This window comes from Mesorhizobium sp. CNPSo 4689, assembly GCF_057784325.1.
The window spans coordinates 468,725-484,415 of the sequence record NZ_JBWLUZ010000004.1 but is presented as its reverse complement, the minus strand read 5'-3'; the positions used below and the strand labels follow the sequence as shown (position 1 = coordinate 484,415).

The 15,691-nt window shown below is 63.7% G+C and carries 15 protein-coding genes; 14 read left to right on the top strand and 1 reads right to left on the bottom strand.

Annotation, left to right across the window (positions count from 1 at the left end; genetic code table 11):
- Positions 1-60: 60 nt before the first annotated feature.
- The 6 genes from AC04SI_RS09965 to gndA all read left to right on the top strand — a co-directional run bounded on the left by AC04SI_RS09965 (position 61) and on the right by gndA (position 5,985).
- The gene (locus AC04SI_RS09965; protein WP_404278169.1) at positions 61-978 is read left to right on the top strand and encodes a GntR family transcriptional regulator; all 918 of its coding nucleotides are present in this window, start codon (positions 61-63) and stop codon (positions 976-978) included.
- 194 nt (positions 979-1,172) lie between these two features.
- Positions 1,173-1,523 (top strand): DUF2946 family protein, encoded by a 351-nt coding sequence (locus AC04SI_RS09960; RefSeq protein WP_404278167.1) that lies wholly within the window; start codon positions 1,173-1,175, stop codon positions 1,521-1,523.
- Positions 1,524-1,621: 98 nt separating this feature from the next.
- Positions 1,622-2,170 (top strand): copper chaperone PCu(A)C, encoded by a 549-nt coding sequence (locus tag AC04SI_RS09955; protein WP_404278165.1) that lies wholly within the window; start codon positions 1,622-1,624, stop codon positions 2,168-2,170.
- A gap of 42 nt (positions 2,171-2,212) precedes the next feature.
- On the top strand, positions 2,213-2,728 hold the full coding sequence (locus AC04SI_RS09950) for a YcnI family copper-binding membrane protein (protein ID WP_404278163.1): 516 nt from the start codon (positions 2,213-2,215) through the stop codon (positions 2,726-2,728).
- A 59-nt stretch (positions 2,729-2,787) separates the two neighbouring features.
- A complete protein-coding gene (locus AC04SI_RS09945) occupies positions 2,788-4,428 on the top strand; it encodes a copper resistance CopC/CopD family protein (RefSeq protein WP_488474162.1) in 1,641 nt (546 codons plus the stop codon).
- 129 nt (positions 4,429-4,557) lie between these two features.
- Positions 4,558-5,985 (top strand): NADP-dependent phosphogluconate dehydrogenase, encoded by a 1,428-nt coding sequence (gene gndA / locus AC04SI_RS09940; protein ID WP_404278158.1) that lies wholly within the window; start codon positions 4,558-4,560, stop codon positions 5,983-5,985.
- On the opposite strand, the gene AC04SI_RS09935 is transcribed toward gndA, so the two are convergent.
- Positions 5,982-7,025 (bottom strand): LacI family transcriptional regulator, encoded by a 1,044-nt coding sequence (locus AC04SI_RS09935; protein WP_404278156.1) that lies wholly within the window; start codon positions 7,023-7,025, stop codon positions 5,982-5,984. The two genes, gndA and AC04SI_RS09935, sit on opposite strands and share 4 nt — an antisense overlap.
- A gap of 401 nt (positions 7,026-7,426) precedes the next feature.
- On the opposite strand from AC04SI_RS09935, the gene AC04SI_RS09930 reads away from it, so the two are divergent.
- The 8 genes from AC04SI_RS09930 (at position 7,427) to AC04SI_RS09895 (ending at position 15,671) form a co-directional block, all read left to right on the top strand.
- Positions 7,427-8,683 (top strand): ABC transporter substrate-binding protein, encoded by a 1,257-nt coding sequence (locus tag AC04SI_RS09930; protein ID WP_404278154.1) that lies wholly within the window; start codon positions 7,427-7,429, stop codon positions 8,681-8,683.
- A 306-nt stretch (positions 8,684-8,989) separates the two neighbouring features.
- Positions 8,990-9,880, top strand: coding sequence for a carbohydrate ABC transporter permease (locus AC04SI_RS09925; RefSeq protein ID WP_488474161.1), 891 nt, complete (start codon positions 8,990-8,992; stop codon positions 9,878-9,880).
- Positions 9,877-10,812: a carbohydrate ABC transporter permease gene (locus AC04SI_RS09920; protein ID WP_404278150.1), complete on the top strand. Its 936-nt coding sequence runs from the start codon at positions 9,877-9,879 to the stop codon at positions 10,810-10,812. The genes AC04SI_RS09925 and AC04SI_RS09920 overlap by 4 nt, the downstream gene beginning before the upstream one ends.
- A gap of 5 nt (positions 10,813-10,817) precedes the next feature.
- Positions 10,818-11,912 carry an ABC transporter ATP-binding protein gene (locus tag AC04SI_RS09915; protein ID WP_404278148.1) on the top strand — a complete coding sequence of 365 codons (1,095 nt, stop codon included), beginning with the start codon at positions 10,818-10,820 and terminating at the stop codon, positions 11,910-11,912.
- Positions 11,913-11,957: 45 nt separating this feature from the next.
- The gene (locus AC04SI_RS09910; protein ID WP_404278147.1) at positions 11,958-12,704 is read left to right on the top strand and encodes a sugar phosphate isomerase/epimerase family protein; all 747 of its coding nucleotides are present in this window, start codon (positions 11,958-11,960) and stop codon (positions 12,702-12,704) included.
- A gap of 11 nt (positions 12,705-12,715) precedes the next feature.
- A complete protein-coding gene (locus AC04SI_RS09905; protein WP_404278145.1) occupies positions 12,716-13,858 on the top strand; it encodes a Gfo/Idh/MocA family protein in 1,143 nt (380 codons plus the stop codon).
- Between the two features lie 141 nt (positions 13,859-13,999).
- Positions 14,000-15,046, top strand: a complete 1,047-nt coding sequence (mgrA, locus tag AC04SI_RS09900) for an L-glyceraldehyde 3-phosphate reductase (protein WP_404278142.1) — start codon at positions 14,000-14,002, stop codon at positions 15,044-15,046.
- 220 nt (positions 15,047-15,266) lie between these two features.
- Entirely contained in the window at positions 15,267-15,671 is a 405-nt protein-coding gene (locus AC04SI_RS09895) for a Fur family transcriptional regulator (protein WP_006200431.1), read from the top strand.
- Positions 15,672-15,691 lie beyond the last annotated feature (20 nt).

The following is a 15,691-nucleotide window of genomic DNA, read 5'->3' as shown; positions in this document are numbered from 1 at the left end:
ATCTGTCATAGCGCGCTTCAAGCCGGCCACGGCAAGCGCCGGCGCGCAACGGGGCAGGGGATGTCGAAGAGCAACAACGTCTACAAGGACGCCTACAACCGCTGTTTGCGGCTGCTCGATGAAACGAAGAGCCTGCCGTCGGAGCCGGAGCTAGGCACGCTGCTCGGCGTCAGCCGCACGACGGTGCGCAGCATCCTGGCGCGCATGGAAGAAACCGGGCTGATCGCCTGGAACAAGCGCAGCAAGACGGTTCTGCGCGCGCCGCGGCCGGACGATTTCTTTCCCGAAGAAGAAACCGACACGCTGGCCGAGATCATCGAGCGCTCCTTCATGCGGAGGCTGCTCGCCGGCGGCGCGGAAGCCGGCATGCAGATTAACGAGCTTGAGCTGGCGCGCGAGATCGGCGTCGGCACCACCAGCGTGCGCGAGTTCCTGATCCGCTTTTCCCGCTTCGGCCTGATCGAGAAGCGGCGCAACAGCCACTGGGTGCTGAAGGGTTTTACGCGAGCCTTCGCGCTCGAACTGACCGAAATCCGCGAGATGTTCGAACTGCGCTCGGCGGCAGCGTTTGCCGCCTTGCCGGAAGAAAGCCCGGTCTGGGCCGATCTCTACCGGCTGGAGGACGAGCATCGTCTGCTGGCGCGCGAGATCGCCTCCCGCTTCAACGAGTTTTCCGAGCTGGACGAGCGCTTCCACCGGCTGATCCACCGCGCCTCGCACAACCGCTTCATCGTCGATTTCTATGACGTCATCGCCATGATCTTCCACTACCACTACCAGTGGAACAAGGCGCAGGAGCGCGAGCGCAACGAAGTCGCTGTCGCCGAGCATCTGGTTTATATCGCGGCGCTCAAATCGCGCGACCTCGGCAAGGTCGATGCCGCTTGCCGCAAGCATCTGAAGTCGGCGCGCAACACGCTCTTGACCTCCATCCCCGAGGCCGGCAGCCGCAACGTGCCTGATGCGCGCCGTGCCTGACCGGATCGATGCGACGCGCTTCTATGCATGTCGTTGTCCCAAAACCGCTGCACACTGTTGGGCGACATGCATTGGTCGCGCCGCGTTGCCGCAGCAATGATTTGACGATTTTCGCCCGGTCGGCCGCGTGCTAGGTATCTGCCGTTGCTGATCAAAGAGGCGGGTCCTTGAACATCCGGCGGAGACGATGGAGCATGCCGGCCGCGCTTGTCGCGGCCTATCTGCTGCTCATCCAGACGACGCTGGGCGCGTTCGCTTTCGCCACGGCGCAGGATGCTGCGCTGCTCGACGCCTTCGGCAACGTCATCTGCGCCCATGAGGGCGCTGCCCAGCCTTCCGGCGGCGATCCGCACCAGCAGCATATGCCGGTCTGCTGCATGCTCGGCTGCAGCATGACTTCCGCGGCTCATGCGCCGCCGCCCGATGCCGGCGCATTGGCGACGAGTCTCTCCTTCGAGGCCGTCGCCTTCGTGCTGCCGGCCTTCAGGCATCTCGATTTCGCCCGTGATCGCTCTCCATCGAACCCGCGTGCGCCACCGGCTTGAGCCAGCGCGGCCTCGCGGAACCTTTCGCGGGCGCACTCATCCAACGCTGAACTGATCGCGACCGGCCAACGGCGCGATATCGTATCCATGGAGCTATCATGTCTCAGTTTTTCCGTGCCGCCGCGCATGCGCGCGCGCCCGGCCATAGAAACACCCTCCTGCCCGAGCAACGCCTCGGTATCCTTGTCTTCGCTCTCGCCTTGCTGTTCGTCGGCGCCCAGTCGGCCTTCGCGCATGAATTCAAGGTCGGTGATCTCGAGATCGAACATCCCTGGTCGCGGGCAACGCCTGCCGGCGCCAAGGTGGCGGGCGGCTATTTCACCGTCACCAACAAAGGCAGCGCGCCGGACCGGCTGCTGTCGATTTCATCCGATGTGTCGGACAAGGCCGAACTGCATGAGATGGGCGTCAAGGACGGCGTTATGACCATGCGGCCGGTCAGCGGCGGCCTCGAAATCCCTGCCGGCGGCAAGGTCGCGCTGAAGCCCGGCGCCTATCATCTGATGTTCATGGGCCTGAAGCGCCAGCCCAAGCAAGGCGAGAAGTTCTCCGTCACGCTGACCTTCGAGAAGGCCGGTGCCGTTACCGTCGAGTTCGCCGTCGAAGGCATGGGCGAAACGGGTGGCATGGACGATCACGCCAATTGAGCCGACCAGCTTCCACAAATTTTGAGAATCAGAGGGACCATCGTGAACAAATATCTTTTGTCCGCCGGGGCGTTTTTCATCGGGACAAGTGCTGCCTTCGCCCACATCACGCTCGAAACCCAGGAAGCGCCCGTCGGTTCGACCTACAAGGCAGTCCTGCGCGTCCCGCATGGCTGCGAGGGCAAGGCGACGACCGCCGTGCGGGTGCAGATCCCGGAAGGGGTGATTTCGGTCAAGCCGATGCCCAAGCCTGGCTGGACGCTGCAGACCAAGAAGGGCAGGTACGAAAAATCCTACCAGCTCTATGGCGAGGCGGTGACGTCAGGCGTCAAGGAAGTCGACTGGAGCGGCGGCAGCTTGCCGGACGAGTTCCACGACGAGTTCGTCTTCCGCGGCACGCTGGCGGCGGACCTGCCGGCCGGCGAGACGCTGTATTTCCCGGTGGTGCAGGAATGCGAGGGGGCTGCCGAGCGCTGGATCGAGATTCCGGCGGCCGGGCAGGACGAGGACGCGCTGGAAAATCCGGCGCCCGGCCTCAAGCTGCTGCCGAAAAAATGATCCCTTTGGCGGCGCGCTTCATTCGACGGAGCGTGCCGCTATTTTTGTGTGATGGTGGCATGAGCGCGCTATCTTTCCCGTGGAAGACTGGCAGGTTCGACAAGCGCGTCGGTCGCCTTGCCGCTGGGCTTTTGGCTGTCCTTGTGCTGCTCGCGGTTCTCGGCCTGCCGGACCGGGCATTGGCCCACGCGGCGCTGATCAAAACGGATCCGGTTGACGGCGCGGTGCTGGCGCAAGGCCCGGGGCAATTCTCGCTGACCTTCAACGAGCCGGTGTCGCCGCTCGTGCTCACCCTTGTGCGGCCCGACGGCACATCGGTTGCGCTGACTTCCTTTCGCCTGAGCGACCAGACCGTCGCCATCGACAATCCGCAGAAGTTGAAATCCGGCACGCATGTGCTGAGCTGGCGGGTGATTTCCACCGACGGTCATCCGGTCGGCGGCTCGGTGCTGTTTTCCATCGGCGCGCCGAGCACGCCGCCAGTGGCGGCCGAGCCGGTCGATTGGGATTTGCGCTCGGCGATCTGGCTCGGCAAGGTTTTTCTCTACATTGGCCTGTTCCTCGGCGTCGGCGGCGCCTTCGCGCTTGCCTGGCTGGCCGAGAGCGGGCGGTGCGGCCGGCGCTTCGTCATCGCCGCGCTGTTCTGCGGGCTGGTCGCCGCGCCGGTTTCGCTCGGCTTGCAGGGGCTGGACGCGCTCGGCGCGCCGCTCGCCGGGCTGGCGCAGCCAGTGGTCTGGCGCACGGCATTCGGCACCAGCTTCGGCTGGACGGTGCTGATCGGCCTGATGGCGCTGGGGCTCGCCCTGCTGTCGCTGGCCGGGCCGCGCATCGGCGCAAAACCGTTCGCCCTTGCTGGGCTGGCCGGCGTCGGTGCCGCACTTGCAGCCAGCGGCCATGCCAGTGCCGCCGAACCGCAATGGCTGACGCGGCCGATGGTGTTCCTGCATGGCATAGGTATCGCCTTCTGGGCCGGCGCGCTGGCGCCGCTCGGCCTTGCGGTGCGGCGGCAATCGGGAGAGGCCGGGCCGTTCCTGCGGCGATTTTCCCGCGCGATCCTGCCGGTCGTTGCCGTGCTCATCGCCGCCGGCATCGTGCTTGCCGTCATCCAGGTGCAGACGCCCGCGGCGCTGGTCAACACCGGCTATGGCCGGCTTTTGCTGGTCAAGCTGGTGTTGCTGCTCTTTCTCTTCACGCTCGCCACCGTCAACCGGTGGACGCTTACCGCGCCCGCCGAAGCCGGCGCGACCGAGGTGCAACGACGGCTGGTGCGCTCGATCGGCGCCGAAGTGCTGATCGTGCTCGCCATCTTCGCCGTCGCCGCCGGCTGGCGTTTCACGCCGCCGCCGCGCGCGCTGGCGATCGCCGCGGCGCAGCCGGCGTCGGTGCATATCCATACGCTGAAGGCGATGGCAGACCTCAGCATCACGCCCGGCCATGCCGGGCCGGTCATCGCCTCGATGGTGATCATGACCGGCGATTTCGGACCGCTCGACGCCAAGCAGGTGACGCTGGTGCTGTCGAAGCCCGATTCCGGCATCGAACCGATCAAGCGGCCGGCGACCAAGCCGGGCGACGGCAGTTGGCGTGTCGATGATCTCGTCATCCCCGTTCCCGGCCGGTGGACGGCGCGGCTCGACATCCTCGTCTCGGACTTCGAGATGGTGAAGATCGAAGCGCCGATCGATATCAGAGCGGAATAAGCGGTCTGGCGGACACAATTCGGCGAGGCGGTTGACGCCGCCGCGAAGGCCCGTCATTCATCACGGGAATAGGGGCGTCCCCCCCAAAATCGCGGCCTCAACAAAAGATCCGAAAGCAGGGAAGAAACGATGGAAAAAGCCGAAATCGGCCTGATCGGCCTTGGCACGATGGGCTCCAACCTGGCGCTCAACATCGCCGAGCACGGGCACCGCATCGCCGTCTTCAACCGTACCGCGGCGCGCACCGACGCCTTTGTCGAGAGCGCCGGCGCGCTGAAGGACATGGTGGTGCCCTGTTATAGTCTGGAGGAGCTGGCCGCCGCGATCCGGCCCCCGCGTCCGATCATCATCATGGTGCTGGCCGGCAAGCCGGTCGACGAACAGATCGCGGCACTGCGCGGCGTGCTGTCCGACAACGACATCGTCATCGATGCCGGCAACGCCAATTTCCGCGACACGATGCGGCGCTTCTCCGAGCTCCACGGCTCGGGCCTCACCTTCATCGGCATGGGGGTGTCCGGTGGCGAGGAGGGCGCACGGCACGGGCCATCGATCATGGTCGGCGGCACCGAAGAGAGCTGGAAGCGCGTCGAAAAGGTGCTGGTCGCAATTTCCGCCAAGTTCAAGGACGAACCCTGTGCCGCCTGGCTCGGCACCGATGGCGCCGGCCATTTCGTCAAGACCATCCACAACGGCATCGAATATGCCGACATGCAGATGATCGCCGAGATCTACGGCATCCTGCGCGACGGCCTCGGCATGGGGCCGAAGGAGATCGGCACCGTCTTCGCCGACTGGAACAAGGGCCGGCTCAACTCCTACCTGATCGAGATCACCGCCAAAGTGCTGGCCGCCGACGATCCGAAGACCGGCAAGCCGGTGGTCGACATCATCCTCGACCGCGCTGGCCAGAAAGGCACCGGCAAATGGTCGGTGATCGAGGCGCAGCAACTCGGCATTCCGGCCACAGCGATCGAGGCGGCGGTGGCGGCGCGCGTGCTGTCGTCGATCAAGGACGAGCGGCAGGCCGCGGAAAAAGCCTATGGCAACAGCGGCGTGACGAGGATTTCCGGTGACAAGGCCGCGCTGCTCAAGGATCTCGAACTGGCGCTGTTCGCCGGCAAGATCGCCGCCTATGCGCAAGGTTTCGCTGTCATGAGCGGCGCCTCGAAGGAATTCAACTGGAACCTGCCGATGCCGACCATCGCCAAGATATGGCGGGCCGGCTGCATCATCCGCTCGCAAATGCTGGATACGATGGCGGAGGCTTTCGGCTCCGGCGGCGCTTCCACCAACCTTTTGATGGCGCCGGCCTTCATCGCCATGATGCAGGAGGCGCATCCCTCACTGCGGCGCATTGTTGCGCGAGCATCCGAGGCCGGCGCGCCGGTGCCGGCGCTGTCTTCGGCGCTCGCCTATTTCGACAGCTACCGCCAGGGCCGCGGCACCTCGAACCTGATCCAGGCGCAGCGCGATTTCTTCGGCGCGCACGGCTTCGAGCGCATTGGCGAGCAGGGCGCTTTTCATGGCCCGTGGGGCAGCGGCGCTGCCGGTTAGCCGCGATAGGCCACGACGTCGCCAGGCAGACTCAGGCTTTGCAGCGAACCGGGGGCGGCGCCGCCGATCAAGCCGAGCACCGAGCGGGCGAGTTCGGAGCCGGCCAGCCGGAAGTTCTCGTTGACGACCAGCAATTCGCGCCGGAACAGATGCAACAGGTCGGACGACTGTTTCGACACGACATCGACGTCGCGGCCTAGCTTCAAGCCGGCGTCCTCGATGCCGGCGACGACGGCCAGCGTCGCGGCCGCGGCGCTGCTGACGAAGCCGTCCGGCCTGTCGTCGCGGCGCATCAGCTGCGCGGTGCGCATCCTGATCTGCTCGATCGAATGGTCGATCGAAACGGTGTTGAACGGCACCTCGCTGGCGCCGACCTCGCTCAGCGCATCGGCAAAACCGTTCACCGTGTGGCCGTGATAGGTCAGGCCGACGGGCGGCGTTAGAAGAGCGAGCCTGCGGCGGCCGATGCCGGCCAGATGACGCACTGCCTCGGCCGCGAAGGCATAATTGTCGAAGTCGTGGTAGGGGTGGATCAGCCCCATATCGGTGCGGCCATGCGTGGCGAAGGGGATGCCGCGCTCCAGCATGTAGCGGGCCCTGGGGTCGTTCGGTTGCGTGCGCGAAATGATGACGCCGTCTGCGGAGCCGGTTTCCACCAGATAGCGGATCGGGTCCAGCGGATCCTGTGAGCGCGAGTAGGGCGTGACGATCAGGTGGTAGGGCGTGTCGGCGATGACTTCCGAGACGCCGTAGATGATGTCCGAGACAAAACTCATGATCTCGCGCTCGGTGTTGAGCACGAGGCTGATGACATTGGTCTTGCCAGTTCTGAGGCGCACGCCGGCGCGGTTCGGCCGGTAGCCGATCTGCCTGGCGACGAGTTGGACACGGCGCCTGGTCTCGGCGCCGATCTCGGGCGCGTCCTTCAGCGCCCGCGATACGGTGGTGACGCCAAGCCCGGTCATGAAGGCTAGCGTCTTCAGCGTCGGGCGCTCGTGCGCCGACGCCTCGTCGTCCTTGTCTGTCTGATCCCTGTCCATTCGTCCCGCCCGTCAGGCGCATAGCAGTTGCCGGGCAGGCCGGCAATCGCCGGGGCCGCGATAGCGCGACTTCCACCTGGCGAAACCTCAATACACTGAAACGTTACAGATTGTCACGAGCGATACATGCGCGGCTGGGGCAGGCCGGCTTAGGTCTGCTGTGCTGCCGGGACAGAAAACCATTGGAAATCAGCGGAGAAGACCTTTCAGGCGAATTCTTTGCCAGCTTTCGTTGTTTTGCGGTGCAACTTTGCGTGCTGCGATGCACAATGGGGTGCTGGCGGAAGGATTTTGTTCGCAGCTCGAAAAATATCCGGACGGCTTTCGCGCGAGGGGTTGCGTACGTCACGCAATTGCCGTATCGAAAATCTGTAACGTTTCAGATTCTGGGAGGAACCGAAATGCAATATAAACTCTTGACTGCCGCGCTGGCGGCGACGGCGGCGCTGCAGCTCGCCGGTTCGGCGGCCGCGGCCGATCTAGAAGTGATTCACTGGTGGACGTCGAAGGGCGAGTCGGCGGCGGTCTCGCAGTTTGCAAAGGCCTTTGACAATGACGGCCACGGCGACAAGTGGGTGGACAGCGCGGTCGCACTCGGCGAAACCGCCCGCTCGACCGTCATGCAGCGCGTGCTCGGCGGCGATCCGCCCGGTGCGGCTCAGTTCAATCCCGGCCGGCAGTACGAGGAACTGATTTCGGGCGGCAAGCTGCTCGATCTCACGGACGTCGCGACCGCTGGCAAGTGGGATGAGGTCATTCGCCCGAAGGCAATCGGCAGCGCCTGCCTCGTCGACGGCCACTGGTGGTGCGTTCCGGTCAACATCCATTCGAACTACTGGGCCTGGTACTCCAAGCCGGTTTTCGAGAAAGCGGGCGTGCCGGAGCCGAAGAGCCTGGCCGATTTCATCGCGGCCGCGCCGAAGATCAAGGAGGCGGGCCTCATTCCCTTCGCCATCGGCGGCGACGGAAACGGCTGGCAGATCCAGTTGCTGTTCCAGGACATGGTCACCGAGGCTCTCGGCGTCGCCAAACGTGACGAGATGTACACCAAGAAGAGCGCCGAAATTGCCGGCGGCGCCGAGATGAAAGGCGTCTTCACGCAGTTGCGGACCCTGAAGCAGTTCACCGACAACGGCTATGCCAACCGCAACTGGAACGATACCACCAACCTGGTGATCACCGGCAAGGCCGGACTTCAGGTGATGGGCGACTGGGCTCGCGGCGAGTTCGCAGCCGCCGGCATGACCGGCGTCAAGGATTTCGGCTGCATGATCGGCCTGAACGAGGACAAGCCGGTGGTCAGCACCGACGGCGACATCATCGTCTTCTTCAAGCAGGACAATCCGGACGTCGAAGCAGCGCAGAAGCGTCTTGCGGCGCTCCTCATCAGCCCGGAGGTTCAGGTCGCCTTCAACAACGCCAAGGGTTCCATGCCCGTGCGTGGCGATGTCGACATGTCGACGGCCGACCCGTGCATGCAGAAGTCCCTGAAAGCGGTGGAAAACCCGTCCAACATCGTCACTGCCACGAACCGCTTCATCACCGAGAACACCAATCAGCAGATCAATGAGCTCGTCTCGCAATATTTCGCGGACGACTCCATGACCGCTGACGACGCCACTGCGAAGTTTTCTACCATCATCGGCAACTCCGACTAGAGCCTGTTCCATCCCGACAGAATCGGGATGGGGCTCTATCTCAGTGCTTGAGCATGATCTTTTCCGAAAACCGGTACCCACTTTTCGGGATCATGCTTTAGGAACCGATCAGTACCCAGAGGCGCCGCCCTTGCGGCGGCGCCTCGGTCGCGTCCCGGCCCGAGAGAAGAAACTGTTTCTCGGCGACGGGCTGACAATGGCAGGACGAGAAGTCGCGGCGGTTCGGAGCCCGGTCGTTCGGACAGCGCTGACTTTCACGTCGGCAGACTGCCCCAGAGTGTCGGTGGAAGCGGAGAAAGACGGACGATGCAGAAGAGTTGGAGGCGCAGATTTCACCTGCCCGCCGTCATCGGGACGATACCGATGATCCTCGTCGCCGTCGGCGTGTTCGTGATCGGCATCGGCTTCTCGGTGCTATGGTCCTTCACCAGTTCGAAGCTGTTCCCCGCCTACGATTTCGTCGGCCTGGCGCAGTATAGGCGCCTTTGGGCCGATAGCCGCTGGCTCGTCTCGGTCAACAACATCTGGTTCTTCGGCCTGATGTCCATCACCTGCAACATGGTGTTCGGCTACCTGCTCGCCGTTTTCATGGACCAGCGCATCCGCCAGGAAGACCTGTTCCGCTCGATCTTCCTCTATCCTTTCGCCATGTCGCTGATCGTCACCGGTCTCGTGTGGCAATGGGTGCTCGACCCCAATCTCGGCTTGCAGGCGGCGCTCCGCAATTTGGGCTGGTCGAGCTTCAGCTTCGCCCCGCTGGTCGATGCCGAGACGGCGCTCTACGCGCTGGTCGTGGCGGGCATCTGGCAAGGCTCGGGCGTGACGATGGCGATCCTGCTTGCCGGCCTGCGCGGCGTTGACGAGGAGATCTGGAAAGCGGCGAGGGTCGACGGCATCCCGACGTGGAGAACGCACATGTCCATCGTGGCGCCAATGATAAAGGGTGCCTTCGCCACCGCCTTCGTTCTCCAGTGCGTAGGCGTGGTGCGCGTCTACGACCTGGTTATCGCCATGACCGGCGGCGGTCCCGGCATCGCCACGTCGATGCCGGCAGTCTACGTCATCCAGCTCATCACAGTCCGCCAGAACGTCGGCCAGGGCATGGCCGCGGCAACGATGATGCTGCTGCCGGTCCTGGTCGTGCTGGCGCTCAGCGGCATTCTGCTGTGGCGGCGAAATCGGGAAGCGAGCGCATGACCGCCGGCCAGATCACCGCAATTCAGCCAGTCCAGGAAGCGCCGGATCAGGCCGGCGCGGGCCCCTTCGGGCCGAAACCGCGTCGGATGTCGGCCGGCCGCATCGGCCTCTATGCTTTCCTGGTCGTCGCGGCTCTCTTCTTCCTCATCCCGGTCTACATCATGATCGTCACATCGCTGAAGGGTATGCCGGAGATCCGGCTGGGACATCTTTTCAACCTTCCAGGCGAGCCGACCTTTCAACCCTGGGCCGACGCCTGGCTCCATGCCTGCACCGGTCGCGACTGCAACGGCCTCAGTCCAGGTTTTTACAATTCAGTGAAGATCACCCTGCCCAGCGTGGTCATCTCGATCATCTGCGCGTCGATCAACGGTTATGCGCTGACCTTCTGGCCATACAAGGGGGCGAACCTGCTCTTCGGGTTGCTCGTGTTTGGTGCCTTCGTGCCCTACCAGGTGGTGATCTATCCATTGATCATCGGACTGAGCTCGGTCGGCCTGTTCGCGTCCCTGCCCGGCATCATCATCGTTCACACGATCTTCGGAATGCCCATCCTGACGCTGCTGTTCCGCAATTTCTATGCGGCAATACCGGTCGAGCTGTTCAAGGCGGCGCGTGTCGACGGCGCGGGTTTCTGGCGCATCTTTTTCCACATCATGCTGCCGATGTCGCTGCCGATCACGGTCGTCGCCGTCATCCTGCAGGTTACCGGCATCTGGAACGACTTCCTGTTCGGCATCGTGTTTGCAGGGCGGCCCAACTGGCCGATGACGGTGCAGCTCAACAACATCGTCAACACCACGACAGGCGTGCGGGAGTACAATGTCAACATGGCGGCCACCATTCTGACGGCTGCGGTGCCCCTGATTATCTACTTCGTCTCCGGAAGATGGTTCGTGCGCGGCATCGCCGCCGGCGCGGTGAAAGGCTAGTGGATATGGCGCAGAACGGTACCAGCGTTTCGATCCAGGACCTGTCGCTGAGTTTCGGCGCCATCTCGGTGCTGCACACGCTCAATCTCGATGTTGCCGAGGGCGAGTTCATCGTGCTGCTCGGGCCGTCGGGCTGCGGCAAGTCGACCTTGCTCAACTGCATCGCCGGCTTGCTCGACATTTCCGAAGGCCGCATCTTCATCAAGGGCAAGAACGTCACCTGGGAGGAGCCCAAGGACCGCGGCATCGGCATGGTGTTCCAATCCTATGCGCTCTATCCGCAAATGACGGTGGAGCGGAATCTGTCCTTTGGCCTGCGCGTCGCCGGTCTGCCCAAGGAGGAGATCGACAAGCGCATCGCGCGCGCCGCCGAGATCCTGCAGATCGAGCCGCTTTTGCAGCGCAAGCCGTCGGCGCTCTCGGGCGGCCAGCGCCAGCGCGTGGCGATCGGGCGGGCGCTGGTGCGTGACGTCGACGTCTTCCTGTTCGACGAGCCGCTTTCCAACCTCGACGCCAAGTTGCGAGCGGAACTGCGCGTCGAAATCAAGCTGCTGCATCGCAAGCTGCAGAACACCATGATCTACGTCACCCACGACCAGATCGAGGCGATGACGCTGGCCGACCGCATCGCGGTGATGAAGGGCGGCGTCATCCAGCAGCTCGACGCGCCGCAGACTATCTACAACCGCCCGGTCAATCGCTTCGTCGCCGGCTTTCTCGGCTCGCCGGCGATGAACTTCATCGATGGCAGGTTGGAGAAGGTGGGCAGCGACTGGCAGTTCGCCTTCGAGGACGTGCGCATCCCGCTCGCGACCTACGCCTTCGAGAAGGAACCGACGCCGGGGCCGGCCGTGTTCGGCATGCGCCCCGAGCATGTCGCCTTCAACAGCGGCGCAGGCTGGCCGTTCACGGCGACGGCAAATGTCGAGGTCGTCGAGCCGATGGGCTCCGATACGCTGGTCTGGCTGAAGCTTGGCAAGCAGAACTTCACCGTCAGGGTGACCTCGGAGCGCACGCCGAACAATGCGGACACGGTCAGCATCGGTTTCGATCCGATGCGGGCCTCGCTCTTCGACGCTCAAACCGGCAACCGCCTTTAACTTCTCCCAAGATCCATCCCCCCCAAGAGAAAACGGACAGAGACGATGAACTGGTCATTCCAACTTTACAGCGCCCGCAATTTCCAGCCCTGGGAGGGCGTGCTCAAGACGCTCGGCGAACTCGGCTACAAGGAAGTCGAAGGGTTCGGCGGCGTCTATGACAATCCCAAGGCCTTCCGCGCCGAACTCGACAAGAACGGGCTTTCGATGCCGACCGGGCATTTTTCGATCGACGCGCTGGAGAACGATTTCGACGGCGTGCGCAGAACAGCCGACGCGCTCGGCATCACGCTCGTCATCTGCCCCTATCTGCTCGCCGAGCAGAGGCCGGCCGATGCCGCCGGCTGGCGCGGCTTCGGCGAGCGGCTGGCCAAGGTCGGCGAGACGGCGCAAAAGGCCGGCTACGGCTTTGCCTGGCATAATCATGATTTCGAATTCAAGACGCTTGTCGACGGCTCGGTGCCGCAGGACCATATCCTGTCCTCGGCGCCCGACATCGGCTGGGAGATGGACGTCGCCTGGGTAGTGCGCGGCGGCGTCGATCCGCTGCCCTGGATCGAAAAGCACGGCAAGCGCATCAGCGCAGTCCATGTCAAGGACATGGCCAAGCCAGGCGAGGGGCTGGACGAGGACGGCTGGTCGGATGTCGGCCACGGCACCATCGACTGGGCCGGGCTGATCAAGGCCTTGCGCGCCAAGAGCGTCGCCAAGTACTACGTCATGGAACAGGACAACCCCAACGACATCGAACGCTTCGCCCGCCGCTCGCTCGCATCCGTCAAGGCTTACTAGGAACAATCATCATGGCAAAGAAACTGGGTATCGGCGTCATCGGCTGCGGCAACATCTCGAAGGCGTATTTCTCGCTGGCGCCGCTGTTTCGCGGCATCGAGATGCGTACTTGCGCCGACATCAACATGGACGCTGCGAAGGCGCGGGCGAAGGAATTCAAGCTGCGCGCCGGGACCGTCGAAGATCTGCTCAAGGCCGACGACATCGACATCATCGTCAACCTCACCATTCCGGCGGTGCACTACGAGGTGTCGAAGCAGATCCTCGACGCGGGCAAGCACGTCTATTCGGAAAAGCCGTTCGTGCTGTCGATCAAGGAAGGGCTCGACCTGAAGAGCCGGGCGGAGAAAAAGGGGCTGCGCATCGGCTCGGCACCCGACACCTTCCTCGGCGGCGCGCACCAGCTTGTGCGCGAGCTGATCGATAACGGCACACTCGGCAAGATCACCAGCGGCACCTGCCATGTGATGGGCCACGGCATGGAGCACTGGCATCCCAATCCGGACTTCTTCTTTCAGCCGGGCGCCGGTCCGGTGCTCGATATCGGACCCTACTACATCACCAATCTGATCCAGCTGATCGGGCCGGTGAAGCAGGTGGCGGCGTTCGCTTCGATCCCGGCGACGGAGCGGACGATTTCGTCGAAGCCGCGCGCGGGCGAAAAAATCCCGGTCAACACGCCGACGACCATCCACGGCCTGCTGGAGTTCGAGAACGGCGCCGTCATCACGCTCAACACCAGCTGGGACGTCTGGAGCCATGGCCACGCGCCGATGGAACTCTATGGCGAGGCGGGCACGGTGTTCGTGCCGGATCCGAACTTCTTCGGCGGCGACGTGCGTCTCACCGAAGCGGCCAAGCCGGTCAAGAAACTGCCGAAATGGAAGCATCCGTTCGGCGTTCCCAATGAAATGCACGGACAAGGCATGATGGCCAACTATCGCACCGCCGGCCTTGCCGACATGGCGATCGCAATTGCCGAAGGTCGACCGCACCGCTGCTCGATGGAGCTGGCGCTGCATGCCGTCGACGTGATGACCGGCATATTGCGCTCCGGCGAGACCGGCAAGTTCGTCGCCATGCAGACGACCTGCGAGCGGCCGGCGGCTCTCGGCGTCAAGGAGGCGAAGGAACTGATGGCCAAGAAAAAGTAGGCTGCAGCGATTATCGATAATTTTGACTTTGCCCCTCTCCCCCTTCTCCCGGGGAGAGGGTAAAGGGTGGGGTGCGGGGCCCTGCTCATCGCGCATGCGATGGCCGTGCCCGGTCTGTTTCAGATATCGAGGATATTCCCCATGCCCTATGTCGCCGCCGAAAACCGCTATGAGAAAATGATCTACAACCGCTGTGGGCGGTCCGGCCTGAAGCTGCCGGTCATCTCGCTCGGGCTGTGGCACAATTTCGGTAACGACACGCCGCACAAGACCAAGCAGGCCATCGTGCGCAAGGCATTCGACCTCGGCATCACGCATTTCGACCTCGCCAACAATTACGGTCCGCCTCCCGGCTCGGCGGAGACCGCCTTCGGCGAAATCTTGTGCACCGACTTTGCCGCCTATCGCGACGAGATGATCATCTCGACCAAGGCCGGCTACGAGATGTGGGCAGGTCCCTACGGCGAATGGGGTGGCCGCAAATATGTGCTGGCCAGCCTCGACCAGAGCCTGAAGCGGATGGGGCTCGACTATGTCGATATCTTCTATTCGCATCGTTTCGACCCCGATACGCCGCTGGAGGAGACGATGGGCGCGCTCGACCATGCGGTGCGCTCGGGCAAGGCGCTCTACGCCGGCATCTCGTCCTACAATTCGCAGCGCACGCGCGAGGCGGCGGACATATTGAAGCAGCTCGGCACGCCCTGCGTCATCCACCAGCCGAGCTATTCGATGCTCAACCGCTGGGTCGAGGAGGACGGGCTGCTCGACACGCTGGAAGGGCTCGGCGTCGGCTCGATCGTGTTCTCGCCGCTGGCGCAAGGCATGCTGACCGACAAATATCTCGGTGGCATCCCTGACGGCAGCCGCGCTGCCCAGGGCAAGTCGCTGCGGCCCGCCTTCATCAACGACAAGTCCATCGACAACATCAAGGCGCTGAACGCGATTGCCGGCCGTCGCGGCCAGACGCTGGCGCAGATGGCGCTGGCCTGGGTGCTGCGCAAGGGCCGGGTGACCTCGGCGCTGATCGGCGCCAGCCGGCCGGAACAGGTCGAGGATTGCGTCGGGGCTCTGAAGGCGCTCGACTTCAGCGATGCCGAACTCGCGGAAATCGATACCTACGCGCGCGAGGCCGACATCAATCTGTGGGCGGCCTCGGCCGAGCGCAAGGGCCCGCCAAGGAAGTAGCAAGCGCCGGAATACAAAGCCGGCAAAATATAAAAACGGCGGGAACATTCCCGCCGTCTTCATATGCGCTTGTTCTCAGGGCTTCTTCGCCGTGCCGGCACCAGATGGAGATGACGGAAACAGTGGCAAAAAGGCCGGTTCGTCGCTATCTCAGTGGAATTGAGACCGCCCGCATGCGGAAATGACGTGCGAGCGGCAGGGAATGATTGGAAGCAGGACCATGGCGGCAAGGGATGTGCTGACGAAGAACCAGCTGTGCGTGCTCGAAAAACTCGAAGCCGCCAGCGGGCCGCTCAGCGCCTATACGCTGCTCGACCAGCTTCGCGAGCGCGGTTTTCGCGCGCCGCTTCAGGTCTACCGGGCGCTCGACACGCTGGTGAAGTCCGGTTTCGTGCATAGGCTGGAAAGCCTCAACTCCTTCGTCGCCTGCGCCGAGCCGCACGACCACAGCCATTCGATGACCGCCTTCGCCATCTGCGACACCTGCGGTCAGGTGACGGAAATGTCCGACCACGATGTCGATCATAGGCTCGACGAATGGGTGCGTTCGACCGGCTTCGCCGCCAAGAAGGCGGTGATCGAATTTCGCGGGACGTGTGCGAAGTGCCTGGCTGAGGCCGCTTAAGGTGTATTGATATTCAGGTG

Excerpts from the sequence above, each read along its gene's own strand:
- AC04SI_RS09910 (WP_404278147.1), top strand. The coding sequence starts at position 11,958 with ATGAACTGGTCATTCCAACTTTACAGCGCCCGCAATTTCCAGCCCTGG.
- AC04SI_RS09965 (WP_404278169.1), top strand. The coding sequence starts at position 61 with ATGTCGAAGAGCAACAACGTCTACAAGGACGCCTACAACCGCTGTTTG.
- AC04SI_RS09945 (WP_488474162.1), top strand. The coding sequence starts at position 2,788 with ATGAGCGCGCTATCTTTCCCGTGGAAGACTGGCAGGTTCGACAAGCGC.
- AC04SI_RS09925 (WP_488474161.1), top strand. The coding sequence starts at position 8,990 with ATGCAGAAGAGTTGGAGGCGCAGATTTCACCTGCCCGCCGTCATCGGG.
- AC04SI_RS09930 (WP_404278154.1), top strand. The coding sequence starts at position 7,427 with ATGCAATATAAACTCTTGACTGCCGCGCTGGCGGCGACGGCGGCGCTG.
- AC04SI_RS09895 (WP_006200431.1), top strand. The coding sequence starts at position 15,267 with ATGGCGGCAAGGGATGTGCTGACGAAGAACCAGCTGTGCGTGCTCGAA.
- mgrA (WP_404278142.1), top strand. The coding sequence starts at position 14,000 with ATGCCCTATGTCGCCGCCGAAAACCGCTATGAGAAAATGATCTACAAC.
- AC04SI_RS09905 (WP_404278145.1), top strand. The coding sequence starts at position 12,716 with ATGGCAAAGAAACTGGGTATCGGCGTCATCGGCTGCGGCAACATCTCG.
- AC04SI_RS09960 (WP_404278167.1), top strand. The coding sequence starts at position 1,173 with ATGCCGGCCGCGCTTGTCGCGGCCTATCTGCTGCTCATCCAGACGACG.
- gndA (WP_404278158.1), top strand. The coding sequence starts at position 4,558 with ATGGAAAAAGCCGAAATCGGCCTGATCGGCCTTGGCACGATGGGCTCC.
- AC04SI_RS09935 (WP_404278156.1), bottom strand. The coding sequence starts at position 7,025 with ATGGACAGGGATCAGACAGACAAGGACGACGAGGCGTCGGCGCACGAG.
- AC04SI_RS09955 (WP_404278165.1), top strand. The coding sequence starts at position 1,622 with ATGTCTCAGTTTTTCCGTGCCGCCGCGCATGCGCGCGCGCCCGGCCAT.
- AC04SI_RS09915 (WP_404278148.1), top strand. The coding sequence starts at position 10,818 with ATGGCGCAGAACGGTACCAGCGTTTCGATCCAGGACCTGTCGCTGAGT.
- AC04SI_RS09920 (WP_404278150.1), top strand. The coding sequence starts at position 9,877 with ATGACCGCCGGCCAGATCACCGCAATTCAGCCAGTCCAGGAAGCGCCG.